The organism is Acetobacter pasteurianus subsp. pasteurianus LMG 1262 = NBRC 106471 (assembly GCF_000285275.1).
Taxonomy (GTDB): Bacteria; Pseudomonadota; Alphaproteobacteria; order Acetobacterales; family Acetobacteraceae; genus Acetobacter; species Acetobacter pasteurianus.
On record NZ_CADO01000139.1, the window covers coordinates 19,823 to 44,753 of the forward strand.

General features: G+C 58.3%; 23 protein-coding genes. 14 read left to right on the forward strand and 9 right to left on the reverse strand.

Features of this window, described 5'->3' with window-relative positions:
- Positions 1-58: 58 nt before the first annotated feature.
- Positions 59-829, reverse strand: coding sequence for a 3'(2'),5'-bisphosphate nucleotidase CysQ (gene cysQ, locus APA10_RS12045; RefSeq protein WP_174714300.1), 771 nt, complete (start codon positions 827-829; stop codon positions 59-61).
- 143 nt (positions 830-972) lie between these two features.
- On the opposite strand from cysQ, the gene APA10_RS12050 reads away from it, so the two are divergent.
- Positions 973-2,457 carry a leucyl aminopeptidase gene (locus APA10_RS12050; protein ID WP_003628446.1) on the forward strand — a complete coding sequence of 495 codons (1,485 nt, stop codon included), beginning with the start codon at positions 973-975 and terminating at the stop codon, positions 2,455-2,457.
- A 61-nt stretch (positions 2,458-2,518) separates the two neighbouring features.
- On the opposite strand, the gene APA10_RS12055 is transcribed toward APA10_RS12050, so the two are convergent.
- Positions 2,519-2,965, reverse strand: a complete 447-nt coding sequence (locus APA10_RS12055; RefSeq protein ID WP_003628443.1) for a DNA polymerase III subunit chi — start codon at positions 2,963-2,965, stop codon at positions 2,519-2,521.
- A gap of 106 nt (positions 2,966-3,071) precedes the next feature.
- Here APA10_RS12055 and APA10_RS12060 point away from each other — a divergent pair, with 106 nt between their 5' ends.
- A complete protein-coding gene (locus tag APA10_RS12060) occupies positions 3,072-3,926 on the forward strand; it encodes an aldo/keto reductase (protein WP_003628442.1) in 855 nt (284 codons plus the stop codon).
- A 16-nt stretch (positions 3,927-3,942) separates the two neighbouring features.
- On the opposite strand, the gene APA10_RS12065 is transcribed toward APA10_RS12060, so the two are convergent.
- The 7 genes from APA10_RS12065 to APA10_RS12095 form a co-directional block, all read right to left on the reverse strand.
- Positions 3,943-5,061, reverse strand: a complete 1,119-nt coding sequence (locus tag APA10_RS12065) for a S1C family serine protease (RefSeq protein WP_003628440.1) — start codon at positions 5,059-5,061, stop codon at positions 3,943-3,945.
- A 138-nt stretch (positions 5,062-5,199) separates the two neighbouring features.
- Positions 5,200-7,767: an ATP-dependent helicase HrpB gene (hrpB, locus tag APA10_RS12070; RefSeq protein ID WP_003628438.1), complete on the reverse strand. Its 2,568-nt coding sequence runs from the start codon at positions 7,765-7,767 to the stop codon at positions 5,200-5,202.
- Positions 7,768-7,866: 99 nt separating this feature from the next.
- Positions 7,867-8,847, reverse strand: coding sequence for a hypothetical protein (locus tag APA10_RS12075; protein WP_250697615.1), 981 nt, complete (start codon positions 8,845-8,847; stop codon positions 7,867-7,869).
- Between the two features lie 102 nt (positions 8,848-8,949).
- Positions 8,950-9,900 carry an Hsp33 family molecular chaperone HslO gene (gene hslO, locus APA10_RS12080; RefSeq protein WP_003628434.1) on the reverse strand — a complete coding sequence of 317 codons (951 nt, stop codon included), beginning with the start codon at positions 9,898-9,900 and terminating at the stop codon, positions 8,950-8,952.
- 124 nt (positions 9,901-10,024) lie between these two features.
- Positions 10,025-10,342, reverse strand: coding sequence for a hypothetical protein (locus tag APA10_RS12085; protein WP_003628432.1), 318 nt, complete (start codon positions 10,340-10,342; stop codon positions 10,025-10,027).
- Between the two features lie 4 nt (positions 10,343-10,346).
- Positions 10,347-11,333 (reverse strand): ornithine carbamoyltransferase, encoded by a 987-nt coding sequence (gene argF, locus APA10_RS12090; RefSeq protein ID WP_012812654.1) that lies wholly within the window; start codon positions 11,331-11,333, stop codon positions 10,347-10,349.
- An 11-nt stretch (positions 11,334-11,344) separates the two neighbouring features.
- Entirely contained in the window at positions 11,345-12,592 is a 1,248-nt protein-coding gene (locus APA10_RS12095; RefSeq protein ID WP_174714301.1) for an aspartate aminotransferase family protein, read from the reverse strand.
- Positions 12,593-12,791: 199 nt separating this feature from the next.
- On the opposite strand from APA10_RS12095, the gene APA10_RS12100 reads away from it, so the two are divergent.
- The 12 genes from APA10_RS12100 to APA10_RS12155 all read left to right on the forward strand — a co-directional run bounded on the left by APA10_RS12100 (position 12,792) and on the right by APA10_RS12155 (position 24,923).
- Positions 12,792-13,454, forward strand: a complete 663-nt coding sequence (locus tag APA10_RS12100) for a RecX family transcriptional regulator (RefSeq protein ID WP_003628428.1) — start codon at positions 12,792-12,794, stop codon at positions 13,452-13,454.
- A complete protein-coding gene (locus APA10_RS12105; RefSeq protein ID WP_003628427.1) occupies positions 13,451-13,909 on the forward strand; it encodes a CHAP domain-containing protein in 459 nt (152 codons plus the stop codon). Before APA10_RS12100 ends, APA10_RS12105 begins: the two co-directional genes overlap by 4 nt.
- A 128-nt stretch (positions 13,910-14,037) precedes the next feature.
- Entirely contained in the window at positions 14,038-14,295 is a 258-nt protein-coding gene (locus APA10_RS12110; protein WP_004448930.1) for a twin-arginine translocase TatA/TatE family subunit, read from the forward strand.
- Positions 14,296-14,328: 33 nt separating this feature from the next.
- Positions 14,329-14,952 carry a methylthioribulose 1-phosphate dehydratase gene (locus tag APA10_RS12115; RefSeq protein WP_003628425.1) on the forward strand — a complete coding sequence of 208 codons (624 nt, stop codon included), beginning with the start codon at positions 14,329-14,331 and terminating at the stop codon, positions 14,950-14,952.
- Positions 14,949-15,494, forward strand: coding sequence for a 1,2-dihydroxy-3-keto-5-methylthiopentene dioxygenase (locus APA10_RS12120; protein ID WP_003628423.1), 546 nt, complete (start codon positions 14,949-14,951; stop codon positions 15,492-15,494). The genes APA10_RS12115 and APA10_RS12120 overlap by 4 nt, the downstream gene beginning before the upstream one ends.
- An 11-nt stretch (positions 15,495-15,505) precedes the next feature.
- Positions 15,506-16,210, forward strand: coding sequence for an acireductone synthase (gene mtnC, locus APA10_RS12125; RefSeq protein WP_012812658.1), 705 nt, complete (start codon positions 15,506-15,508; stop codon positions 16,208-16,210).
- 3 nt (positions 16,211-16,213) lie between these two features.
- The gene (locus APA10_RS12130) at positions 16,214-17,161 is read left to right on the forward strand and encodes a bifunctional riboflavin kinase/FAD synthetase (RefSeq protein WP_003628417.1); all 948 of its coding nucleotides are present in this window, start codon (positions 16,214-16,216) and stop codon (positions 17,159-17,161) included.
- Between the two features lie 172 nt (positions 17,162-17,333).
- Entirely contained in the window at positions 17,334-20,249 is a 2,916-nt protein-coding gene (gene ileS, locus APA10_RS12135; protein WP_003628416.1) for an isoleucine--tRNA ligase, read from the forward strand.
- Entirely contained in the window at positions 20,246-20,761 is a 516-nt protein-coding gene (gene lspA / locus APA10_RS12140) for a signal peptidase II (RefSeq protein ID WP_003628414.1), read from the forward strand. Before ileS ends, lspA begins: the two co-directional genes overlap by 4 nt.
- 46 nt (positions 20,762-20,807) lie before the next feature.
- A complete protein-coding gene (locus tag APA10_RS12145; protein WP_003628412.1) occupies positions 20,808-21,338 on the forward strand; it encodes a DUF3035 domain-containing protein in 531 nt (176 codons plus the stop codon).
- Positions 21,339-21,355: 17 nt separating this feature from the next.
- A complete protein-coding gene (gene mutL / locus APA10_RS12150) occupies positions 21,356-23,287 on the forward strand; it encodes a DNA mismatch repair endonuclease MutL (RefSeq protein WP_003628410.1) in 1,932 nt (643 codons plus the stop codon).
- 118 nt (positions 23,288-23,405) lie between these two features.
- Positions 23,406-24,923: a complex I subunit 4 family protein gene (locus APA10_RS12155; protein WP_003628408.1), complete on the forward strand. Its 1,518-nt coding sequence runs from the start codon at positions 23,406-23,408 to the stop codon at positions 24,921-24,923.
- The last annotated feature ends 8 nt before the right edge of the window (positions 24,924-24,931 follow it).

The window sequence follows — 24,931 nt, forward strand, 5'->3', positions numbered from 1 at the left end:
CTGTTTGCTGCATTGGCCAGCCTTTGCGCAAGGTTGGCCAAAGTGCAGCGTAATGGGTTTACAGCGTTCCGGTACAGACAAACGGCGGATTTTTCCAGCCCGTTTTGCCATAAACCAGCGGAGAACCGTCCAGTAGCGTAATATTTCCGCCAGCGGCTTCCACAATAGCCTGCGGGGCTGCGGTATCCCATTCCATGGTGGGGCCAAGGCGTGGGTAAAGGTCTACCAGCCCTTCGGCCACGCGGGCAAATTTTACGGCCGAGCCAATATTGCCCAGTTTGGCAACCGGGCGACCATTCAGATATTCGGCCAGACGTTTGTCATCTGCATGGTGGCGGGATGCCAGAACAGTCAGTCCTTCTGCCGGAGCCTTGCGTACATGAATGGGCTGTGTGCCGTTTTTATCCGTGCGGTGTGCGCCCAAGCCTACGCCACCTGTATAAAGCTGATGGTAAGCTGGCAGTGCCATAGCCCCCAGCACCGGGCGGCCATCACGCACCAGCCCGATATTTACGGTAAAATCATCACGCCCGGCGGCAAATTCACGCGTGCCGTCCAGTGGGTCCACCAGCCAATAGGCGGGGGCTACGGCAGTCTGTTTGCCAGCAGCCACTTCTTCTTCCGCGATAACGGGAATATCCGGCGTTGCTGCCCGCAGGCCGCGCAGAATATGCGCTTCTGCAGCGTGGTCTGCCTCCGTTACGGGGGAAGAATCGGTTTTGGTTATGGTTTCAAAGCCGCGCGCACGAATTGTACGAATAATTTCAGCAGCTTCATCGGCCAGTCTGGCGGCAAGGGCCAGAAGGTCGGCATCGGTATGGCTTGTCATGGCTGCTAGCATACGCCAGCACGCGGGCTGCGTCATGCCTACAATTGCAAGCGCATGTCATGCACTCGCGGGCTTCCTATTGCCAAGCCGCCGGGGGAGACGTACGCAGGAAGGATGAGTTTACAGAAAGGGCAGTAAACACCATGCTTCAGATCAAGTTTTCTTCCGCTTCGCTGCCAGCAGGTGGCGCTCTGGCCATTTTGGTGCCGGAAGGGGAAAAACGCTCTGCCATTTTTCAGCAAGCCGATAAAGCCACCAACGGCGCACTGACCCGCGCTGCCAAAGCGGATGATTTTACCGGCAAGGAAGGCTCCGCCTGCGTTGTGCTGGCACCATCCGATGCGTTTGAGCGCGTGGTGCTGATTGGCATTGGCAAGCTGGAAGCCGTAGATGCTTGGGCCGCAGAAAAGGCCGGTGGTGCAGCCGCATCTCGTCTGGGCCGTGATGAGCAGGCAACTTTGGCAGTGGGTGATCTGTCCGGCGCGTTGGCAGCACATGCTGCACTAGGTGCCGTGCTGGGGGCTTACCACTTTGGCCTGTATCATGGCGCGCCAGAAGCCAGCAAAAACCATCGCCTTGCCGAGCTTTCTGTTCTGACAGACCACGTGGATGCCGCAGAAGAAGCATGGCCATCCCTTTCCGCCGTGGCGCGTGGTGTGGTGCTGACGCGTGATTTGGTGACGGAACCTGCAAATGTGCTCAACCCGGTAGAATTTGCAGAGCGCGCCACCACCTTGAAGAGCCTGGGGCTGGAAGTGGAAGTGCTGGACCGCGCGGCCATGGAAAAGCTGGGCTTTGGTGCGCTGCTAGGCGTGGCACAGGGCAGTGCGAATGAACCGCGCACCGTTATCCTGCGCTGGAATGGTGCCGCTAATAAGGATGAAGCCCCGCTGGCCTTTATCGGCAAAGGCGTGACGTTCGATTCCGGTGGTATCTCCATCAAGCCTGCTGCTGGCATGGAAGACATGAAGTGGGATATGGCCGGTGCCGCTACGGTAACAGGTCTGCTTACAGCACTGGCTGGGCGTAAAGCCAAGGTCAACGCTGTTGGTGTTGTGGGGCTGGTGGAAAACATGGTGTCTGGCACTGCCCAGCGCCCCGGCGATGTGGTGCGCAGTGCTTCTGGCCAGACCATTGAAGTACTGAACACCGATGCCGAAGGCCGCTTGGTGCTGGCAGATATTCTCTGGTATGCGCGTGAACGCTTTGCACCGCAGATTATGGTGGATCTGGCAACGCTTACGGGTGCCATTATCATCAGTCTTGGGCACGAATATGCAGGCCTGTTCTCCAATAACGATCAGCTTGCTGCAGGCCTTGCAGATGCTGGCGCGTTTGCGGGTGAAAAGCTGTGGCGTATGCCCATGGGCAAGGAATACGATGCCCTGCTGAAATCCGACATTGCGGATATGAAAAACATCAGCGGTGGCCGTGCGGGTGGTTCCATTACCGCAGCGCAGTTCCTCAAGCGCTTTGTGGGTGAAACACCTTGGGCGCATCTGGATATTGCCGGTGTGGCTTGGGCTTCCAAGGCGCAGAATGGCCAGCCCAAAGGCGCAACTGGCTTTGGTGTACGTCTGCTCGATCGTTTTGTGCGCGATGGCTACGAATACGAACCGAAAGACTGAACCCGCTGTAATTTAAAGCAGTTGGTATAAGATCAAAGGCTGGAAAGGCGTTGCGGTAGGTTTACCGGGCGCGGTTCCAGCCTTTTTCTTCCTGCCGCCAGTAAGCTAGTTCATGCCCGGCAGCTTTGGCGGCGCTCCAGCGGGTGCGGGCGGCGGCTACGGCTTCCTCATCATGGCCGTCAAACAGGTCAAACACCCGTTCAAATGCTGCGAGATCGGGAAAGCTGCGGTTTTCCAGCAAAAACAGAAAGCGCGCATTGTTAGGGGTATCTTCCCCCATGCTCAGCCAGATAGGTTGCAGATCCGGGCAGGCAATGCCTTCGCGCCCATGTGGCAGCCATGTTGGGGTGGTCACTTTCCACAAGGCTTTATCCAGATCATCCAACATGGGTTTGCTAGCACACCACACAGTGGCTTTTTGCCCGCTGGCCAGTGTGCGGGCCAACAGTTTGGGCAAGGCCTCGGTCACGCTTGTGCGCGTAAGGTGGTAAAAACCAATCTGAGTCATACGTGTTAGTATATCCAGCCTTACCTGCGGGCAGAAGGCTGATTGAGCGCGTTTAGAAAATTAACAGGCAGATAAGCCGCCTGTTTTGCAAAGGAGAACCGGCGCAATGGCAAACACAGTAACGCTGGCTGATGGCACTGTTCTGCCCGCTTTGGGGGTGGGCACTTGGAATATGGGGGAAAACCCCGCCCGTTGGCCAGAGGAAGTGGAAAGCCTGCGCTATGCCGTATTAAACGGTGTGCAGGTGGTGGATACAGCCGAAATGTACGGCAATGGCCGCTCTGAAAGTGTGGTGGGAGAGGCCATTTATCCTTACCGCAAAAAGGTTTTTCTGGTGACCAAAGTGTTGCCTTCAAACGCATCATCCCAAGGTGTGGCGGAAAGCTGCCGGAAGTCTTTGCGCCGTTTGGGAACAGATTGGATAGACCTGTACCTTCTGCACTGGCGGGGCGGTGTACCGTTGGGCGAAACGGTAGACGCATTTAAAAAGCTGCAACGTGAAGGTTTGATCCGCCATTGGGGTGTTTCAAACTTTGATACGGATGATGTGTATGAATTGGATGGATGTTCCCGCGTTGGGGAATGTGTTGCCAACCAGGTGTTGTACAATCTGGAACATCGCGGCGTGGAATATGATCTGTTGAAAACGGATTATCGCCGCAAAATTGTGACCATGGCCTATTCCCCCATCGGGCAGGGGCAGGAACTGCTCAAAAACCCGGTTTTGGCAGATATTGCCAGCAGGCACAGCACGGTGCTTGGCCCGGCCACACCAGCACAAATTGCGCTGGCATGGGTGCTACGCCAGAACAATGTACTGGCTATTCCCAAAGCAGCCTCGCACGAGCACATGAAGCAGAATCTGGCTGCGCGAGACCTTGAATTAACAGAGCAGGATCTGGCGCAGTTGGATGCAGCGTTTCCGCCGCCTACCAAAAAAACACCGCTGGATATGATCTAAAAAGCCGGAATGGGGGCTATTTGCCCCCGTTGCCATCCTCCCATTTAGGGCGGCGGCCAATGTGGATAGTCAGTGTTATTGGCTGATTATTGCGTAGCACGTTCAACTGCGCATCCAGCCCCGGCTTGGCAGATGCAACGGCGCGTATCATGGCGCGGGCGGTTTCTACGTGTTCGTTGTTCATGCCCACAATGATATCACCCTTTTTCAGCCCGCCTTTGGCAGCGGGGCCGTTATGGTCCACCTCTGTTACCTGCGTGCCATTATGGGTCATGATATCTTCCAGCGTGGCGCCTAGCCAGCCACGCTCGATATGTCCGGCCTGCCGCAGTGTTTCCACAATGGGGATGACAATTTCGGAGGGAATGGAAAACCCAAGCCCCACAGAGCCACCGGTGGGGGAAACAATGGCGGTGTTAAGTGCTACCACCTGCCCGGCAAGGTTAAATGTGGGGCCGCCGGAATTACCGGGGTTTATGGGTGCATCCAGTTGCAAAAAATCATCAAACGGGCTGGTGCCAATATCGCGCCCGCGGGCGGACACAATGCCTGCGGTAACGGATGATCCAAGGCCAAACGGGTTGCCCGCAGCCATAATCCAGTCTCCCACCTGCACCAGTCTGCTATCCCCCCATGTGACGTAGGGAAGAGGCTGTGGGGAGCTGATTTTTATAACGGCAATATCCGTTAAGTTATCTATGCCTGCCAATGTGGCTGTAAATTCCTTACCACTGGCAAGGGCTACAGTAATTTTGTCTGCATCTTCCACCACGTGGCCATTGGTAACAATTGTGCCTTCGGGGTCTATAATAAAGCCCGAACCCGCACCAAGCAGTTCATCCCTGTGGCGGCGCATGCGTTCGCGGTAGCGCTTTTCCAGCGGGGTGCCTTTAACGGTGGATGGCAGCTTGTGTTTGGCGCTGGTGTCCGAATCTCGCGTTACAGAAATATTCACTACTGCGGGCACAACCTTGCGCACCAAAGGCGCAAAGCTGATAGGCCCGCCAGAAACCAGCGGCACTGCGGGCTCAAATGTCGGGAGAGATGCAGCCTGTGCCAAATGGTGCGCGCCTGTTTCCTGAAGGGAAAAGCAGGCTACGGCCAGTGCGGGCAGGTTCCGTAGAAGCGTCTTCATGGAAATGGCAATAAAGCTCCAGACATTACAAACTTGTGGCCCGGATTATCTGCTTTATGCAACCGGCTATACGGGTTTGCCCTTGATCTGGTACGTTTTTATGGCGCGAGGGTGTTGTTTGCGCCACGTCCATAGGCCTTAGTTGCGTTTGGCGCGTGGGCGCGCCGGGGCCAAAGCAGGGTTTTCTGGCCATTCATGCTTGGGGTAACGCCCGCGCATATCGCGCCGCATATCTGCCCAACCCCCTTGCCAGAAACCAGCCAGATCCGCCGTAATGGCCTGCGGCCGCCCTGCGGGAGAAAGCAGTGCCAGCCGCAGCGGCACGCGCCCTCCGGCCAGTTTGGGTGTTTCCGCCGTGCCATAAAAGGCCTGCGCTCGGGCCGAGGCCACAGGCACGGGCTGCGTATAATCCACCTCAGCCACACCGCCGGGGAAGGGCAGAGAGGTAGGGAGCTCCTTATCCAGCCAGCTTGTGCGGGCGTAACCCAGATAAGTACGCAGCAGGTTGAGGATGTCCAGCTCCCGCAATGCAGTAATGGATGTGCAGCCTTCAACATACGGGGTCAGCCATTCATCCATACAACCAGCAAGGGCTGTGGAGGAAAAATCTGGCCACTCTTCTTCCATGCCGGTGCCACCGGGCAGGGTGCGGGCCAGTTCCACACGGGCCTGAAGCTGTTTTACGGCGTCTGACCAATTGAGCGTGGTTTCCGGTGCCTCCTTGGCTTGTGCCAGCAGCAGCGGGCCTGCATCTTCCGGTTTTACTTTTTCTGTGCGGTCTCGCAGCACAAGGCAGCCAATGCGGGTGCGCCTGCGGGCCATGATATTGCCCGATACAGGGTCCAGCGTGGTTTCAACCTGTTCACGCGTGCGCTCCAGCAGGGCTGGGGGCAGGGCGTTGCTATCCAACGGGGCCGCCATACGTATTTCGGCAGCGGTGCGCAGGTGCAGGCCCGCTACTGCCAGCAGCTTGTGTTTGGCTAGTCCATCATCTCGGCGTAGGCGGGCATTGCTGCCATTGGCCATGCGGTAACTGCCCATATCTCCCCGGCATAGGGCGATACGATCAGGAAAGCCTGCGGCCAGAAGGGCTGCGGCATCACCTACTGCCGGGTGGCGCGCCTTCAGCCCCATGCGTGTGCGAAAACGTGCGGCTGCCTGTCGAATGCGGGCCAAAGCGCCTCGGTCTGCCTGTGGGGTGTTATCTTCACCCGTAATCAGATCCAGCCGGAGGGTAATATCTGCGGGCGGAATAGGCGGCGGTCCACCACGCCCGGCAGCGCGTGGGCGCAGGGGGTCTCGTTCTTCCAGCAGGGCGGCAAGGTCTGCGGCCAGTGCGGCTTCCTCCGGTGTGCGGGCAGCCAGCATCATGGCGGCAAGGCGCGGGTGTGTGCCCAGATCGGCCATGCTGCGCCCCAGTTTTGTAATCTGGCCCGCATCATCCAACGCGCCCAGCAGAATCAGCAGTTCCTTTGCGGCGGCTACCGCGCTGCCGGGGGGCTGATCTGGGAGGGGAAGCGGCGTATCGGCAGATCCTACCGTATCGGCCCACAAGGCGGTGGCCAGCACAAAATCAGACAGATCGGCTTCCAGAATTTCTGGCCTGTCATGCTGGGGCAAGGCGCGCTCAGTATGGGCAGACCACAGGCAATACGCCATACCCGGAGCCTCTCGCCCCGCGCGTCCTGCACGCTGCCGCGCTGCGGCTTTGGAGATACGCACCGTATCCAGCCGGGAAAGCCCAGCCCCGGCATCAAACCTTGGCACACGGCGGAAACCGCAATCCACTACAACGCGCACACCGGGCACGGTAAGGGATGTTTCGGCTATGGAGGTTGCCAGAATAACCCGCCGTTCCCCTTCATTTCCGGGGCGCAGCACGCGAGCCTGTTCTGCCGGGTGCAGTTCACCATGCAGGGGCAGCACTGTGGCGGGCACACCATCCAGAAGCTGCATCACCCGGCGGATTTCTCCCGTGCCGGGCAGAAAGGTGAGAATATCGCCTTCTGTTTCCGCCAGAGCTTGCCGCACGCCTGTTGCCGTGGCGGTGGCAATATCGCGCAGGCTGGGAATATCGTGCTTGGCATGGTGGACGGTAAGCGGGAACATTCGCCCTTCGCTTGTTAGCACAGGGGCGTTCATTAGCGTGGCAAGGCGTTCTGTTTCCGCCGTGGCAGACATGGCCACAAGGCGCAGATCAGGCCGCAAGGTGCGTTGCAGATCCAGGCAGAAAGCAAGCGCCAGATCTGCATCTAATGAGCGTTCGTGTATTTCATCCAGAATAACGCAGGCCACGCCCTCCAGCATGGGGTCACCCAGCAGGCGGCGCAGGAACAGGCCTTCTGTCAGCACCTCAATACGGGTGCGGTCAGAAACAGCGGATTCCAGCCGGGTGCGGAACCCTACAAAACCGCCAACCTCTTCCCCCATTAGGGATGCAATGCGCTGGGCAGCGGCACGGGCGGCCAGCCTGCGGGGTTCCAGCATAATAATTTTATCAGATGGTGCGCGCCATGCCGCAGCCGCCAGAACGGGTGGCACGGATGTGGTTTTACCCGCGCCCGGAGGCGCCACCAGAATGGCGGATGCCGGATGGTCTGTGGCGGGGTTTTGAGCCAGCACTGCGCAAAGTTCTGGCAGCACATCCTGCACAGGCAGACCCTGCGCAATGGAAAACGGGTTCAGACTGGAGGCGGAAGCGGTCATGCCCTGCTTTATGGCGGCCCCACCGCCGCAGCGCAATGTTGTGCGGCGGTGGGGGCTATATGCGCTAAGTATTCAGGCGCTTTGCTGAGGATAACAGCCTTATTGAGGCTGAGACGGCAGCTTGAGATAACCCGGTTTAGGGGATGTCGCCTTTGTAGAGGATGAGCTTGAGGACGAATCATCATCCTCACCCGCCGGGAAGATGGCGTTGGGTTCACTATCCTGCGTTTTGGAGGTTGCGGCAGGTTTGGCTTCCGTGCTGCTGGTGGTGGACGGCGTTGCCGCATCGGTAGAAGGTGCAACAACAGGGGCGTTTTCCGGCACCGTTACGGGGGATGTAGCCTGCCCGGTTTTAGCTGCTGAAACGGGAGAAAGCGCCTCTTGTGTAGCTGCGGCACCAGCGCCCGTGGTGGCAGGAGCGGGCGAGCCATCAGATGTGAGAGGCTGGGCCTGAATGGCACCATCTACCGGCATACCCCCGGCATCCACCAGCCATTTGCCAAGGGCGCGATGCACCTGTGTATCCAGCTCGGTATTGATGCTGTCCATCATCCCTTTGGTGACGTTGTACAGATTGGCTTGGCTTTCTGTATCTTCCGTGGGGTCCGGGTGCAGGCTTTGGGTGGCGTGGGCTTCTGTATGGGCAGTTTTGCTGCCATCGGGGTTCAGAATATCCAGATGCACATCTATCTGGCCCTGTAGCGTGCCGCCGGGTTCGTGCAGGATGGAGGCCCGATCAATCACAAACTGGGCGGAATTGGCGCTGGTAATGCCCCCTTTGGCGGCCAGCCTGTCCTGCACCATCTGGCGCAGGGCCTGTACTGGTGGGGTGGGGGATTTATAACCGATATCGCCCGCAACCGGGAGGGTTGCCGTGTTATCCACCAATGTCAGGGTGTTTACGTTAAGGTTGATCTGGCTGAGGTTATCATACCGTAGCGGTGCAAACTGCGTAGGCTGTTTCTGATCTGCGCAGCCTGCCAGCAGGGCAGGAAACAGCAGCGCGGCTGTTAGGCCAGAAAGGCGCATGCGGGAAAACAGCATCATGGCGCAAAACCTCTTGTGAACTTTATCTGACATTTTAAAAAATGCCTGCCCTGTGGCAGATACCTTATACCAGCAGCGCCTTAAGATATTGCGCTTAGGGCCCTGCTGGCAAACTTTGCGGCTATATTTACTGTTTTACTGTGCCTGCGTGGCAATGTTTTTGCGCGCAAAGCGGAAATCCACATTACAGAATTCGCACGTCATCACGATGTTTCCATCATCCTGGCACATGTGGTCCAGATCATCTTGCGGGAAGGTTTCCAGCACATTGGCCAAACGCGCGCGGGAGCAACGGCACCCAAATGCCAAAGCCCGAGGCTGGCTGATATGCAGGTCTTCTTCATGGAAAAGCCGGTGCAGAAGCTGCAATGTTGGCAGGCTATCGTCCAGCAGTTCCTTGGTGGAAAGGGTGCCTGCCAGAATGGTGGCTGTTTCCCAGCTTGCTTCTGCGGCTTCGTCTTCCACCACGTGGCTGCCGCCTTCGCCCGCAATGCGTTCCAGTATCAGACCGCCTGCGCGCCAGCCTGCATCTGTCATCTGGCAGGCCAGCATAATCCAGCATGCGTGCTGCTCACTGCTGGCAAAGTAATGCATGGCCATTGCAGACAGATCATCACCGGCAATTTCCACAATACCCTGATGCCGGTCCATTTCCGGGCCTTGGTCCACCGTAAGGGCCATATAGCCGTTACCCAGCAATTCGCGGTCTGTGGGTTTGGGTGTTTCTTCCAGCAGGGCTGCCAGCGCCTCATCATCCGTGCGGGCGTAAAAGCGTAGCGCGCCGGTGTTGGTGCAGTCTGCCACCAGCATGGAAACAGGGCCATCACCCTTCATCTGAAGGGAGAAAGAGCCCTGAAACTTAAGGGCAGAGGCCAAAGCTGCCACCAGTGCCAATGCCTTGCCAGCAAGGCGCGTAACAGGGGCTGGGTGATCATGCCGTGTGAGCAGCGTATCGGCCAGCACGCCCAAACGCACCAACCGGCCACGCACGGGCCGACCAGCCAGATAAAAAGGCGTTACACCACCGGGCACCACCAAATCGGGCACATCTGGGCGGTCACGATCAAGAAAAGCGGGTTTTTCCATGGGAATTTAAGTTTGTCCTGAGTCCATCAAGAATACGGGAATATCAAGAACATGCGCCTGATGCGTGCGGACTCTGGTGATGCTTTTCAGGCGGACAAAAAGGAAAAGGTGGAAAGCAGGGGGGTTACGCCCCTGCGGAAATATCCAGCTCCAGCTTTTCCAGCTTCTGTTCAAGGGCACGGCCGGTTTCTGAATCCATGTTCAAACCGTCCTTAAGCGCAACAAGCAGCCCCTTGCGGCAGGCATCGTGCTCGCTATCCAGATCTTCCGTACGGCCACAGCCAGCCAGACAATCCAGATAGGCGCTACGGAACGGTGCCAGCTTATCTGCCGGGAACGGCAACGTCGCCAGAATAGCATCCAGACTGCTTTCCACCCAGCCGGGGGTGGCGGGTGTATCTTCGGTAGATGTCATGGAAACTGTTCTGTCTGTGCCGCTCATGTGCTTATTCCTTGCCGAAAGAGGTCCAGTTTGTGCCACCCATTGTCCATGCAAGCACGCCTTTCTGGGCATGAAGGCGGTTTTCCGCCTCATCAAACACCACAGAATGCGGGCCTTCAAACACGTCCTTGGTTACTTCTTCCCCTATATGGGCAGGCAGGCAGTGCATGAACAGGGCATCTGGCGCAGCAAGGGCCATTAAATCTGCATTTACGCGGTAGGGTTCCAGCTTGCTCATACGTGTGGCGGCTTCCTTGGGGGAATCAGACATGCTGATCCATGTATCCGTCACCACGCAATCGGCACCTTTTGCGGCGGCTTTGGGGTCTACCGTCCATTCCACATCACCGCCTTCGGCACGGGCCCAGTCCAGCACGTCCTGCGGGGGCTTCATGTCTGCGGGGGTGGCGGCACGCAGGGCAAAGCCAAAACGCACGGCCCCTTCAATAAGGGAGACAAGCACGTTGTTGCCATCACCCGTCCACGCAAAGGTGCGGCCACGCACGGGGCCACGATGTTCCTCAAACGTCATGATATCGGCCAGAATCTGCACCGGGTGAGAATGCGGGGTAAGACCATTGATAACTGGCACCGTGCTCCACTGTGCCAGTTCGTGCATGGTTTTTGTGTTGCCAGTACGCAGCATAATGGCATCTACAAAGCGGGAGAGCACGCGGGCTGTATCGGCAATGCTCTCACCACGGCCAATCTGCATTTCCTGCGGGCTGAGCACCACGGCATCGCCCCCAAGCTGGCGAATGCCCACTTCAAAGGAAACACGGGTGCGGGTGGATGGCTTGGAAAGAATAAGCCCCAACTGCCGCCCGGCCAGCGGCTGGCGCGGGTGCAGCGGAAACCGGCGGTTCTGCTGCATGCGCTTCATGCTGGCGGCTACATCCAGAATCTGGCGCAGGGTTGCGGCATCCAGATCTTTCAGATCCAGAAAATGGCGGGGCGTTGCCAAGGAAGAAGAGGGCAGGGCAGTGGTCATGTTGGCGGCGCTCACGCTGTTGGCTCCAGAACTGTCTTGTTGTTATGATTTTTTCTGAGTGTGCTGACAGCCTGCACCAGCAGGGCCACAGCTTTGCGGCATTCTTCTTCGGAAACAGTAAGCGGCGGCACAAGGCGCAGCACGTTATCACCCGCGGTTACACACAACAGGCCTTCATTTTGCGCGGCACCCTGCACATCACCCACTGCGGGCACGCAGCGCAGGCCTATCAGCAGGCCAAGGCCACGGCGCTGGGCAAAAATATCCGGCGCATCAGCCACAAGGCTGTCCAGAAGTTCATCCAGCAGGGCCGCACGGGTGCAAACCTGATCTAAAAAGCCGGGGGCCAGAATAACATCCAGCACAGCGTTACCAGCCGCGCAGGCCAGCGGGTTGCCGCCAAATGTGGTGCCGTGTGTGCCCGGCGTCATGCTCTTGGCAATGGTTTCTGTGGTGAGGATGGCCCCAATGGGGAAGCCCCCGCCCAAACCTTTGGCCGTGCTGACAATATCGGGCTTGATGCCAGCCCATTCATGCGCAAACAGGCGACCTGTGCGGCCAACGCCACACTGCACCTCATCCAGCGCCAGCAGCACGCCGGTTTCATCGCACAGCGCGCGCAGGGCACGCAGATATTCCGGGCTGGCCACCTTAATGCCGCTTTCACCCTGAATGGGTTCCAGCATAACGGCTGCGGTGTTAGGGGTAATGGCGGCTTTTACGGCTTCAATATCGTTGAAAGGCACGTGCAGGAAGCCTTTTACAGGCTCACCAAAGCCTTCCAGATATTTGGGGTTGCCGGTGGCGGAAAGCATGGCCAGCGTGCGGCCATGAAAAGCCCCATCCATGCAGATAATGTCTGTGCGTTCGGGGTGGCCTGCCATCATCTGGGCGCGGCGGGCCATCTTCACCATGCCTTCGTTGGCTTCTGCGCCGGAATTGCAGAAGAACGCGCTATCGGCAAAGGAGTTTTCAACCAGCCTGCGTGCCAGCTTTTCTGCCTGCGGAATCTGAAACAGGTTGGAAACGTGCATGACCTTGGCAGCCTGCGTGCTTACGGCTTCCACCATCTTGGGGTGTGCGTGGCCAATGGAGCACGTGGCAATGCCCGCAGCAAAGTCCAGGAATCGTCGCCCGTCCGACGTTTGCAGCCAGGAGCCTTCTCCCCGCTCAAAGGCGAGATCAGCGCGCTTGTATGTCGGCATCAGGGCAGAAATCATGGAATCTGGTCTTTGTGTTGGCGGTTGTTGAACCTGCATGGTGAGAAGTGGAGTGCAGAACGAAAAACGCCCGCTGCCTTGATATAAGGTGAGCGGGCGGCCCGTATTGCGGGCGTATCATGGCCTTTTGTGCAGATTAAAGTCAAATATTCTGTGTGAAAAAATTCTGCATACGAAACATGCGCGGCATGGCCCGTTGCGTATTTTCCTGCACGTAAGGAGTGGGTAAGAAAGAGGGATGACGCATTCTGGTTCTTCCTCATCTGCCCACACATCATCGGGGTTTCCGCAGCTTGATCGCCGCGTGTTGCGAGAGGCCGCACTGGCGCATCTGGCACGTTTTGGTACCACGCGCCACGGGCTGGAACAGGTGCTTTTGCGCCGGATTGCACGGTGGGAAAAACAGGCCCTCAAAGCCGGAGCCGATACGGAGGAAGTGGCTGAAGCTGCACAGGCGCTCCGCCCCGTAGTAGCTGAAATAGCAGAAGAAATGGTGCGCCTTGGTGCGGTGGACGATGCCAGTTTTGCAACAGCCCGCGCACGCAGGTTGGTGCGCTCTGGCCGCTCTGGCCGGGCGGTGCAGGCGCATCTGGCTGCGCGCGGCGTGGAGGCTGATCTGCGCGATGCCGCCTTGCAGGATGCGGTGGAAGGGTTTTCTCCTGCGCAAAGGGAATTATGTGCCGCACTGGTTCTGGCCCGCAAGCGCAGGTTGGGGCCATTTGCCACGCCTTATGTTGCGGATGATGAAGATGCTGATACCGAGCAGGCTCTGGCCCGCAGGCACAAGGCGCTGGGTGTGCTGGCCCGTGCGGGATATGCGCGGGATGTGGCGGAGCAGGTTTTGGATATGTCCCCCACAGAAGCGGAGGACTGGATGCAACGTTTGAGGGCCGAATCGTGAAGCGTAGCCTTGTTCTTGTTCTGCCTTTATTACTTGCAGCCTGTGCTGGCGGGCGCGGAAGTTGGAACGGATCTGTGCAATGCGCCCCCTATGCGCGGGAACATTCTGCCGTAAACCTGCGCGGTGCGGCAGCAAGCTGGTGGGGGGAAGCGCAGGGGCAATATAACCGCACGTCCTCCCCGCGTGCGGGGGATGTGCTGGTGTTCCGTTCTACAGGCAGGCTGCCATCGGGCCATGTGTCTGTGGTCAAACAGGTGCGAAATTCCCGCCTTGTGTTGGTGGACCACGCAAATTGGGAGCCGGGGGAAGTCACGCATCGTGCCCCCGTTGTTGATGTTTCCCCCAATAATAACTGGACCCGCGTGCGCGTGTGGTGGAGCCCCATTCATGCCATGGGCAAAACGGTTTATCCGGTTTATGGCTTTATTGAACCAACAGGCACGGGCGGCAGTTAGCACCCAATTGGCGGGTAGGCCGCGCAAGGAAAAACTTGCAAGAAAGTGTTTCCGCCATCATGTACAAACAAGGATGTGTGGTATGCGTTCATTTTGGGTGCGTATCGCAAGTGTAGGGGACTGGTTTGATGGGTAGCTTAAGTATCTGGCACTGGCTGATCGTGCTTGTGGTTGTACTTGTGGTGTTTGGCGGCGGCGGCAAAATCAGCTCGTTGATGGGCGATATGGCCAAGGGCATCAAATCCTTCAAGAAACACATGGCGGATGATGAACCGATGGATGATGGCACGGCACGCCCCGGTAACGGGCATATTGCCCCACCGCCCGCATCTTCCACAGTGGAGCAGCGCACAGCTGCACCAGCGGATAAATCTGTTCAGCCGTAAGGCTCTATCAGTTCAAGACGGGCAGAGAACGCCATGGATCAAACCGTTACGGATTTTGCCCGTGCCGTGCAGGATATTCTGTTTGCCGGGCAGCGGATGGATCAGCGCGGGTGGGTGCCAGCCACGGCAGGCAATATCAGCCGCAAGCTGGCAGATGGCCGCATAGCCATTACGCGCTCCGGCTGCCACAAAGGCTTTTTGCAGGCGGCAGACGTTATTACCGTGGATATGCAGGGCAAACCGCATAGCCCGGAAAACCGGCCCAGTGCGGAAACGCTGTTGCATTGCCAGATTTACCGCCATTTCCCGCAAGTGGGCGCAGTGCTGCATGGCCATTCCGTGGCCTCCACTGTTCTGTCCATGGAAGAAAAAACAGCAGCACTTACGCTGGCTGATTACGAAGTTCTGAAAGTGTTTGAAGGGCAGACCACGCACGAAACATCCGTGCAGGTGCCCTTGTTTGAGAACGATCAGGACATTGCGCGGCTGGCGGAAGTGGTGGAACCATTTTTTGGCACCGGTATGTCAGCGGGCTACATTATTCGCGGCCACGGTGTGTATGTGTGGGGCAAGGATATGCCCACCGCCCTTGCGCGGCTGGAAGGGCTGGAGTTCCTGCTGGCCTGCGCGCTTGAGCGAAGGAAACTGCACGCATGAGTTCCCTGACAGTTTACAAAGATACCACCCCCGAACACCCCGTGCTGCAAACGCAGGACCCGGCAGAAATGGCCCGCGTTCTGGCACCACTGGGCGTGCGGTTTGAACGTTGGGAAGGCCCGCAAATTCCCCCAAGGGATGCAGATGAGCAGGCCGTGCTGGATGTGTATGGCCCATTTTTAGACAAGCTGATGGGCGAAACAGGTGCAGGCTCTGCCGATGTGCTGCGGGTTAGCCCATCTACACCCAACCGCGAGGCCTTGCGGGATAAGTTCTTGTCCGAACATACGCATAGTGAAGATGAAATTCGCTTTTTTGTGCACGGTAGCGGGCACTTCATCCTGCATATTGCAGGCTATGTTTACGATGTGGAATGCACGCAAACTGATCTGATTTCTGTGCCAGAAGGTACAAAGCACTGGTTTGATGCCGGGCCAGAGCCAGATATGGTTACGCTGCGCATTTTCACACACAAGGAAGGCTGGGTGGCCCGCTATACAGGCACCGATATTGCCCGGCAGTTTCCTTCTTACGCAAACTGATTGAGGGCATGATGGCCGATACCCGGATTCCTCCGCGCGTGGTGCTGCTGGATATTGAAGGCACCACCCTGCCAGTGGCTTTTGTGCATAAAGTGTTGTTTCCCTACGCGCGCAAACATCTGCCCGCATTGCTGGAACAGCGCGAAAATCCGGTAGTGCAGGAAGCACTGGCACAGATTGCCCAAGCTGCCCCCGGCGTGCCGCCGCTGGAGCAGCTTGAACGCTGGATGGCGGAAGATGCCAAGGTTGCCCCGCTTAAAAGCCTGCAAGGCCTGTGCTGGCAGCAAGGGTATGAAAAAGGGGAACTGGAAGCCCAACTTTACCCAGATGTTGAGCCCACCTTAAAGGCATGGAAAGCCGCAGGCCTTACGTTGGCTGTGTATTCCTCCGGTTCCGAAGCTGCGCAGAAGCTGATTTACGGCTATACCGAGCAGGGGAACCTGACCTCGCTTTTCAGCGCGTTTTTTGATCTGCGCGTTGGTGGTAAGAAAAGCGCGCAAAGTTATCGCCATATTCTGGAACAAAGTGGCTGGCAGGGGCAGGATGTGCTGTTTCTGTCCGATGTGGTGGCAGAACTGGATGCAGCAGCCCAAGCGGGCCTGCGTGTATGCCAGATTGCCCGCCCGGAAGATGGCACGGTGGCAGGTACTACCCACCCTGTAGCGCAATCTCTGCCGCAGGCGGGGCAGATGTTTGGCCTGCCGGAAGGAGCATAAAAAGTGCTGAAAGCACAGTTGCACACAAACTGGCGGGATATTCCGCCGGAAGCGCACGGCTGTGCGGCAGCGCTTGGCAATTTTGATGGTGTGCATCTGGGCCACGCCCATCTGGTTCATTCCACCCACGCGGCGCGGCCAGATCTGCCTTTGGCGGTTGTCACGTTTGAACCTCACCCGCGCGAACTCTTTCGCCCGCAGGACCCACCATTCCGCCTGAGCCTGCCGGATGAGCGTTTTGCCGCCCTGCAGGCGCTGGGTGTGCAACATGTGTTCCAGATCGGGTTTGATGAAGAATTCTCCCGCATGACGGCGGAACGGTTTGTAGAAGACGTGCTGCACGATGCCCTGTGCCTGCGCCACGTTGCCTGCGGGCCGGATTTTGCATTCGGTTATCGGCGCGGGGGCGATGTTACGTTTCTGGCCGAACGCACGGGTGAACTGGGCATGGGTTTTACATCCGTGCCCGCACTGGCAGATGCCGCAGGGCCATATTCCTCCACCCGTATCCGGCGGTTGTTGCAGGAAGGATATCCTGAACGCGCAACGGAAGAACTCGGTCGCCCGTGGTTTATTCGTGGCCAGGTGCAGCATGGTGATAAACGCGGCCGTCTGCTGGGCTTTCCCACAGCCAACATTCCGCTTGGGCGGCATCTGGAGCCCGCACGTGGAGTTTACGCCGTAACGGTGCGCCTGTCTGGTGGCTATACGCGTCCCGGCGTGGCCAATATTGGCCGTAGACCCACCATTAACGATGGGCAGGAAAGCCGCGTAGAAGTGAACCTGTTTGACTTTGATGGTGATCTGTACGGCCAAACACTTTCTGTGGCGCTGCACAAAATGCTGCGGGCAGAACAGCGCTTTGCCGGGCTGGATGAACTCAAGGCCCAGATCGCGCAGGATGCGCAGCAGGCCCGCATGGTTCTGAACGCCGAACTGGCGGGCATATAACCCCCTGTAAAAGTACGGGCAGATAGGGCAGAATATAATTTGCGGCTGCAATGTGGCCGTTCATGCTTGACCCTGCGCTTGTCCTTTTTGATAAGAGCCTGAATGCAAGATGGTTTGACCAGCACATGCGGGGCCAGACCATGAACCCGAACTGAAGTGACATCACCCGCTCATGACCACATCCAGCAGCGACCAGGACACCCAATCCCCCGCCGATCTGTATCGTGATACGGTGTTCCTGCCCCGTACCTCTTTCCCCATGCGCGGGGGTCTGCCAAAGCAGGAACCGCAGTGGCTGAAAAAGTGGGAAGAAACCGGGCTGGATGCGCGGCTGAAACAGCAGGCAGAAGGGCGGCCAGTTTTTACGCTGCATGATGGCCCCCCGTATGCCAATGGCCACCTGCACATTGGCCATGCCATGAACAAGATCAACAAGGATGTGATCAACCGCGCCCATCGCATGTCTGGTTACGGCGTGCGCTATGTGCCGGGGTGGGATTGCCACGGCCTTCCGATTGAATGGAAGGTGGAAGAAAAATACCGCAAGGCAAAAAAGGACAAGGATTCCGTGCCTGTGCTGGAATTCCGTGCCGAATGCCGCGCCTATGCGGGCGAGTGGCTGAATATCCAGATGCAGGAATTCAAGCGCCTTGGCGTGCAGGCGGAATGGCAGAACCGCTACGCCACCATGGATTTCTCATCCGAAGCAGCCATTGTGAACGAAATCGGCAAGTTCCTGCTGAACGGGCGGCTGTATCGTGGCCTGCGCCCCGTGATGTGGAGCCCGGTTGAAAAAACCGCTCTGGCCGAAGCTGAAATCGAATATCACGATCACACCTCAACCACCATTCTGGTGGCCTTCCCGGTTGTGCGGGACCCCACGCCAGCCCATGCGCTGGAGGATGTATCTGTTGTCATCTGGACCACCACACCGTGGACCATTCCCGGCAACCGCGCCTTGGCTTATGGGCCAGAAATCACCTACGTGGTGCTGCGGGTGGATGAAACGGGTGAGGGCGCATTGCTTGAACCCGGCGCAAAGGTGCTGGTGGCCGAAGCACTGGTGGATGCCTTCTGTCAGGAAGCTCACGTTACTGCGCACCATATCCTTTACACCCTGCCGGGCAGCGCGCTGAAAGGGGCTGTATGCTCCCATCCGCTGCGTGGTGCCGGGTATGATTTTGATGTGCCCATGCTGCCGGGTGAATTTGTCACCACCGAGGCCGGCACCGGCCTTGTGCACATGGCGCCTTCTCATGGTGAGGATGACTTCCAGCTTTGCCGCATGTACGGCGTGGAAGTGCCAGAAGTGGTGCAGGCCGATGGCACATACGCCCCGTGGGTTTCAGGCTTTGCAGGCACGCATGTGTTCAAGGCGGCAGATGTTGTGTGCTCCACGCTGGAAGCGGTAATGGAACATGCCAACGCCAACGGCACAGCCCCGGCTGGCTTGGTGGGGCGTGGTGAAATTGTGCACTCCTACCCGCATTCATGGCGTTCCCGCGCGCCGGTAATCTACCGTGCCACGCCGCAGTGGTTCATCCGCATGGATGGTGAAGATTCGCTGCGTGAAAAAGCCCTTAAGGCGCTGGAAGACGTTACTTTCGTGCCCGCACAGGCGCGCAACCGCCTGACATCCATGATCCGCACGCGCCCAGACTGGTGCATCAGCCGCCAGCGCGCATGGGGCGTGCCTATTGCCGTGTTTGTTGAAAAACGCACAGGCGAAGTGCTGCGTGATGCCGATGTGATGCAGCGTGTTGTGGATGCCTTTAAGGAAGAAGGTGCAGATGCGTGGTATAGCTCTGAACCCGCACGCTTTCTCGGCCCGGATCGGAACCCGGATGATTACGATCAGGTGTTCGATATCGTGGATGTGTGGTTCGAAAGTGGTTCCACCCACGCCTTCGTGCTGGGCCAGCCGGGGCTAAGCTTCCCTGCCGATCTGTATCTGGAAGGTTCGGACCAGCATCGCGGCTGGTTCCAGTCCTCCCTGCTGGAAAGTGTGGGTACGCGCGGCGTTTCACCCTACAAGGCGGTTGTGACCAACGGCTTTGTTCTGGATGAACAGGGCCGCAAGATGTCCAAATCCCTCGGCAACGTGATTGCCCCGCAGGATGTGAATGACAGCCTGGGTGCAGACGTGCTGCGCCTATGGGTGGTGAACTCCGATACCAATGATGATCTGCGCATTGGCAAGGAAATTCTCAAACAACAGGGTGAACTGTATCGCCGCCTGCGCAACACGCTGCGCTGGCTGCTGGGTGCGCTGGATGGCTACACGGAAGCAGAAGCCGTGCCGTATGCCGAACTGCCAGAGCTGGAACGCTGGGTGCTGCATCGCCTTACAGAACTGGGTGGGCTGATTGCCCGCGCGGTGGAAACGCATGAATGGGTGGGTGTGTATCCGGCCCTGCATGGGTTCTGCACCACGGATCTGTCTGCTTTCTACTTCGATATCCGTAAGGATGCGTTGTATTGCGATGCACCCTCCAACCCCACACGCCGCGCAGCCCGCACGGTGCTGGATATTCTGCAACGCTGCCTGACAACATGGCTGGCCCCCGTGCTGGTGTTTACGGCGGAAGAAGCATGGACATCCCGCTTTGGGGCAGAGCAGAGCGTGCATGAACAGGCCTTCCCTGAACTGCCCGCGGAATGGAATGATCCGGCATTGGATGAACGCTGGGCGCGTATTCGTTCCGTGCGGCGCATCATCACCACGGAAATTGAAGGCGCACGGCGCGGAGGCACCATTGGTTCCTCCCTTCAGGCGCAGGTTGAACTGACATTCTCTGAAGAAGAAGCCGCACTGTTTGCCGGTGTAAACTGGAGCGAACTGGCCATTGTCTCCCACGTGGATGTGGTGGTGGACCCCACGTCTTCCTCCATTTACGTGGAAGGGGATGAAGGCGGCACGCTGCATGGTGCGCCAGTTGTGCAGGTTGCAGACGGTGAAAAATGCGTGCGCTGCTGGAAGGTTCTGCCAGAAACCGGCACGCGGGATGATTACGCAGGACTGTGCCTGCGCTGCGCCGATGTGGTGGAACAACAGGGTGGCCCGCGCACAGGGCAGGAGGACGCGTGAGTTCTCGCCCCTTCATGCTGCGCCCGGCAGGCCTCGGCCTGCTGGTGCTGATGCTTACGCTTTCAGCAGATCAGCTGAGTAAATACTGGATTCTGTACGGGCTGGATCTGCCCGCACGGGGTTCTGTTAAAGTGCTGCCGTTCCTTAACTTCACTATGGTATGGAACCACGCCGTTACTTTTGGCATGTTTGGCGGGCTTGGCGGGGCGGGGCGCATTGTGTTTTCCGCTATTGCGCTGGCCGTGGCCTGCTGCCTTCTGGTATGGATTTTTCGCACGCCCAGCAAACTTACCGCTGCGTGTGTTGGGGCCATTACAGGTGGGGCCATTGGCAACGTTATGGACCGTGTGCGCTATGGGGCCGTGGTGGATTTTCTGCATGCCCATGCTTTTGGGTGGTCATGGTATGTATTCAACGTGGCAGATTCCGCTATAGTATGCGCCGTATGCATGCTGCTGGTGCAGAATTTTCTGGCAGGCGGGCAGCAACAAGACAACGTAAAAACCGGGTAACCCCCAAAGGGCTGGGTGTTTTTTCAGGATGAGTGGAAGGCAGACGATGGCGCGCCGTGTTTCGACACTGATTTCTCCGCTGCTGCTTCTTGGCGGCTGCTTTTTGCTAAGTGGCTGCTCAGGGAACGAAGCCGCCCGTGCTTTCGGGCTGGAACGCAGCCTGCCGGATGAATACACGGTTACAACCCGTGCCCCGCTTTCCATGCCGCCATCAGATGAGCTGGTAAAGCCCACAAAGGGTGATGACCGGAGGCAGGATGAAAGTGAACGCCTGCAGGCGCTGGAAACACTTTCCCCCGATGTAGCGCTGCGCGGCACAAACGGTGATACCAGTGAAGGCCAGACCATTTTGGTGAACGAGGCCACAGAGGCATCCGATGCACCAGACCGGGGTGAACTGGGTGAAGCCGGTTCGGGCTTTGTGCAGGAACTGATGTTCTGGAAAGGTGGCAAGGCCGGGGCTGTGGTGGATGCAGATGGAGAAAACCGCCGTCTGAAAACCAATGCTGCCCTTGGCAATTCCCCCACCAAAGGGGTTACGCCCACACAGCATGCCAAAGGCTCCGGTCTGTTCTGATCGGAAAGGTCTGACCCATGTCCGGCCTGTTTGCTGAACCCGGTATGGATATACACCAGCCCGAAACGCCGCCCCATGTGCGGCGGCTGCCAGAGGTTATTGTTAACCGCATTGCTGCGGGTGAGGTGATAGAACGCCCCGCCGCAGCGGTGAAGGAACTGGTTGAAAACGCCATAGATGCAGGAGCTCGCAGGCTGGAGGTTTCTCTGGCTGGCGGGGGTGTGGACCGCATTATCGTCACCGATGATGGTGTGGGCATGTCAGCCGATGATCTGGCTCTGGCGGTAGATCGGCACTGCACATCCAAACTGCGCGATGAAACATTGGTGCATATCAGCACGCTCGGTTTTCGGGGGGAGGCTCTGCCTTCCATCGGGGCGGCAGCGCGGCTGTGCATTACCTCCCGCCCAAGGGGGGAAAGTGGCGCATGGCGTATTCGGGTAGAAGGGGGCAAGGTTTCCCCCGTTGAACCCGCAGCCGGTGCGCCGGGCACCAGCGTGGTGGTGGAAGATCTGTTTTTTGCCACCCCCGCCCGCCGTAAGTTTCTGAAAAGCGCGCGTGTGGAAGGCCGACACGCTGAAAACGTGGTGCGGCGTCTGGCCTTGGCTGTGCCGCAAACGGCTTTCCGGTTTATGCTGGATGAGCGCGTGCTGTTTGATCTGCCCGCGCAGGATATGGCCGCCCGTTCTGCTGCCTTGCTGGACGCCAGCGAGGCCGATGGTTTTTTAGAAATTTCAGGTGAGCGCGATGGCATGACCCTTAGCGGGTTTATCTGCCCGCCATCAGTCCATCGGTCCACGGCCAATGGGCAGTTCATGCTGGTAAATGGCCGCCCTGTGGTGGACCCGGTGCTTAAAACCGCTGTGCGCGTGGCCTATAGGCGCGTGATCGAACCCGGCAGGCACCCTGTTGTGGCGCTTATGCTCACGGTGCCGCCGGATAGGGTGGATGTAAACGTGCACCCGGCCAAAACGGAACTGCGCTTTGCGGATGAAGCCAGCGTGCGCTCCCTTGTTATTGGCACCATTCAGCGCGCGTTAGAGCATGGGGCAGGTAGCGTAGGTGTGCGGCCTGTTCTCTCCTCCGCACCACGGCAGGCACGTATTTGGTATCCGCCAGAAAAAGGGGCAGCCCCACCTGTTCCTGCCCCTGCGTTTCATGCTCCCACGCCAGAGGGCGTGCGGTTTGCAGAAGGCCGTTTGCAGTTTGGGGATGCCCCGGCAGCCAGAACCTTGCCGCCTGTGGCCATGCCTTCACCCCATGCCGGGTGGGATGCTCCGGCAGTTAACACGCCAGCAACCGGGCAGGCTGAACCTGCTTATACAGCCTCTGCACAGCCAGTGGCGGCAGATCATCCCTTGGGTGCGGCTATTGCACAGGTGCTGGACACCTATATTCTGGCCGTGGCCGCTGATGGCAGCGTGGTGTTGGTGGATCAGCACGCTGCGCATGAACGGCTGACGCATGAACGTTTGCGGGCACAGTTTTTAAGCGGGCATGTGCAGGCGCAGCGTTTGCTGGTGCCCGATGTGGTGGATCTGCCCCGTGTGCAGGTGGACCTGCTGTTGGCACGCCAACCCACGCTGGAAAAACTGGGTGTGGAAATTGAAGCCTTTGGCGGCGACTCCGTTCTGGTAAGGGCCTTGCCTGCCATGCTGCGCAGCAGTGATGCCGTAAGCCTGCTGCGTGATCTGGCCGATGAACTGGAAGCGGATGAAAATGGCGCCCCAGATGAAATGGCAGCGCTTGATGGGCGGTTGGATGCCGTTATTGCCCGTATGGCCTGCCACGGCAGTATTCGGGCCGGGCGCAGGCTGAGCGTGGAAGAAATGAACGCGCTGCTGCGCCAGATGGAAGAAACACCCCGCGCAGGCACATGCTCACACGGGCGGCCCACGTGGCTGAAGCTCAGCAAGGCCGATCTCGAAAAGTTGTTTGGCCGCCGTTAGGGATATGGCTGTTCTGCGTAGTGTGATCGGCTGAACGTGAACGGCCGCCTGCTGGCATCAGCCCGCAAAAAAGAGCAGGTTTGCAGCATCTTCATATAACCTGAATGGTGGTGATGCCGTGCAGCCCATCCTGCTTTCGCTCATAACCTATCTTCCTCTTGTTGCGGCGCTGGTGGCATTTTGTGCCCCCGGCAGGCCAGAACAGCAGGATAGTACAGCCCGGTGGGTTGGGCTGTGGAGCAGCCTGATCACCCTTGGCCTTAGCGTGCTGATGTGGCTGGAGTTTGATCCTGCCCAGCCCGGCCTGCAATTTGAAACACGCCTGCGCTGGATGGGGGATTACGGTATTTCCTATCACACGGGGGTAGATGGCATCAGCCTGGTGTTCATTCTGCTTACAGCGTTTTTGACTCCGTTGGCACTGGGGGCAGGCTGGCGCAGCGTGCACACACAGGGGCGGCAGTTTGTGGCTGCCATGCTGGCGTTGGAAACAGCCTTGTTTGGCCTGTTTTCTGCGCAGGATATGCTGCTGTTTTACGTGTTTTACGAAGCAACGCTTATTCCCGGTAGCCTGATGATAGGCGTTTGGGGTGGGCCAAAGCGTGTTTGGGCTTCGCTTCAGTTCTTTCTGTTTACGTTTGGTGGTTCGCTGTTCATGTTGGTGGGGCTTATCACCATGTGGCTGCAAACGGGCACCACGGATATTCCGGCCTTAATGCACGCGGGCTTCTCCCAGCCTTTGCAGGGATGGTTGCTACTGGCCTTTCTGTTGGCCTTTGGTGTCAAACTGCCGCTGTTTCCGCTGCACGCCTGGCTGCCCGATGCGTATTCCGAAGCCCCAACACCGGCTTCAGCGATGCTGTCTGGCGTACTTTCCAAAACCGGCGCTTACGGGCTGCTGCGTTTTGGGGTGCTGATGTTCCCCGATGCCGTGCGGCTGTTTGCACCCTATGTGCTGGCGCTTGGGGTTGTGGCCATTATTTACGCGGCCTTTGTGGCCTTTGCTCAAACAGACATGAAGCGCGTGATTGCGTATTCCTCCTTTTCCCACATGGGCATGATTGCCGTGGGCCTGTTTACGCTGACAGCGGAAGGCATTGATGGCGCAATCTTTCAGATGCTCTCGCACGGGGTGGTCATTGCCGCGCTGTTCTTCTGCGTAGCAGCGGTGGCGTGGCGGTCTGAAACCCAGCAGATTGATGCGCTGGGTGGCGTTGCGCGCCAGATGCCGGTGCTAGCTTTGTTGGCTATGCTGTTCACAATGGCCAATGTGGGGCTGCCGGGCACAGGCTCCTTTGTCGGAGAACTGCTGGTGCTTATGGGCGCTGTGCATGTGTCCTTCTGGGTGGCATTGCTGGCAGGCAGCACCATGATTATGGGGGCGGTTTACATGCTCTCACTGTATCGGCGGGTGCTGTTTGGGGGCGTAAAAGGCACGGTCAGCCTGCTGCGAGACCTCACCGCCGCAGAAATTGCCGTGCTGGCCCCATTGGCAATCGTAACATTGTGGATGGGTGTGCATCCGGGCAGCTTTACCCGGTTGTTTGACCCCGTGATCATGCAGGCCATTCACGGCAGTGCGGCCAATATGGCTTCGGCTGCCGGCCACACTGTTTTGCATGTGGCAGCCCGTTAACAGGGTTT

What these genes read in the sequence shown, in the direction of transcription:
- cysQ (WP_174714300.1), bottom strand. Translation starts at nt 829, where the DNA reads ATGACAAGCCATACCGATGCCGACCTTCTGGCCCTTGCCGCCAGACTG.
- APA10_RS12050 (WP_003628446.1), top strand. Translation starts at nt 973, where the DNA reads ATGCTTCAGATCAAGTTTTCTTCCGCTTCGCTGCCAGCAGGTGGCGCT.
- APA10_RS12055 (WP_003628443.1), bottom strand. Translation starts at nt 2,965, where the DNA reads ATGACTCAGATTGGTTTTTACCACCTTACGCGCACAAGCGTGACCGAG.
- APA10_RS12060 (WP_003628442.1), top strand. Translation starts at nt 3,072, where the DNA reads ATGGCAAACACAGTAACGCTGGCTGATGGCACTGTTCTGCCCGCTTTG.
- APA10_RS12065 (WP_003628440.1), bottom strand. Translation starts at nt 5,061, where the DNA reads ATGAAGACGCTTCTACGGAACCTGCCCGCACTGGCCGTAGCCTGCTTT.
- hrpB (WP_003628438.1), bottom strand. Translation starts at nt 7,767, where the DNA reads ATGACCGCTTCCGCCTCCAGTCTGAACCCGTTTTCCATTGCGCAGGGT.
- APA10_RS12075 (WP_250697615.1), bottom strand. Translation starts at nt 8,847, where the DNA reads ATGTCAGATAAAGTTCACAAGAGGTTTTGCGCCATGATGCTGTTTTCC.
- hslO (WP_003628434.1), bottom strand. Translation starts at nt 9,900, where the DNA reads ATGGAAAAACCCGCTTTTCTTGATCGTGACCGCCCAGATGTGCCCGAT.
- APA10_RS12085 (WP_003628432.1), bottom strand. Translation starts at nt 10,342, where the DNA reads ATGAGCGGCACAGACAGAACAGTTTCCATGACATCTACCGAAGATACA.
- argF (WP_012812654.1), bottom strand. Translation starts at nt 11,333, where the DNA reads ATGACCACTGCCCTGCCCTCTTCTTCCTTGGCAACGCCCCGCCATTTT.
- APA10_RS12095 (WP_174714301.1), bottom strand. Translation starts at nt 12,592, where the DNA reads ATGCAGGTTCAACAACCGCCAACACAAAGACCAGATTCCATGATTTCT.
- APA10_RS12100 (WP_003628428.1), top strand. Translation starts at nt 12,792, where the DNA reads ATGACGCATTCTGGTTCTTCCTCATCTGCCCACACATCATCGGGGTTT.
- APA10_RS12110 (WP_004448930.1), top strand. Translation starts at nt 14,038, where the DNA reads ATGGGTAGCTTAAGTATCTGGCACTGGCTGATCGTGCTTGTGGTTGTA.
- APA10_RS12115 (WP_003628425.1), top strand. Translation starts at nt 14,329, where the DNA reads ATGGATCAAACCGTTACGGATTTTGCCCGTGCCGTGCAGGATATTCTG.
- APA10_RS12120 (WP_003628423.1), top strand. Translation starts at nt 14,949, where the DNA reads ATGAGTTCCCTGACAGTTTACAAAGATACCACCCCCGAACACCCCGTG.
- mtnC (WP_012812658.1), top strand. Translation starts at nt 15,506, where the DNA reads ATGGCCGATACCCGGATTCCTCCGCGCGTGGTGCTGCTGGATATTGAA.
- ileS (WP_003628416.1), top strand. Translation starts at nt 17,334, where the DNA reads ATGACCACATCCAGCAGCGACCAGGACACCCAATCCCCCGCCGATCTG.
- APA10_RS12145 (WP_003628412.1), top strand. Translation starts at nt 20,808, where the DNA reads ATGGCGCGCCGTGTTTCGACACTGATTTCTCCGCTGCTGCTTCTTGGC.
- mutL (WP_003628410.1), top strand. Translation starts at nt 21,356, where the DNA reads ATGTCCGGCCTGTTTGCTGAACCCGGTATGGATATACACCAGCCCGAA.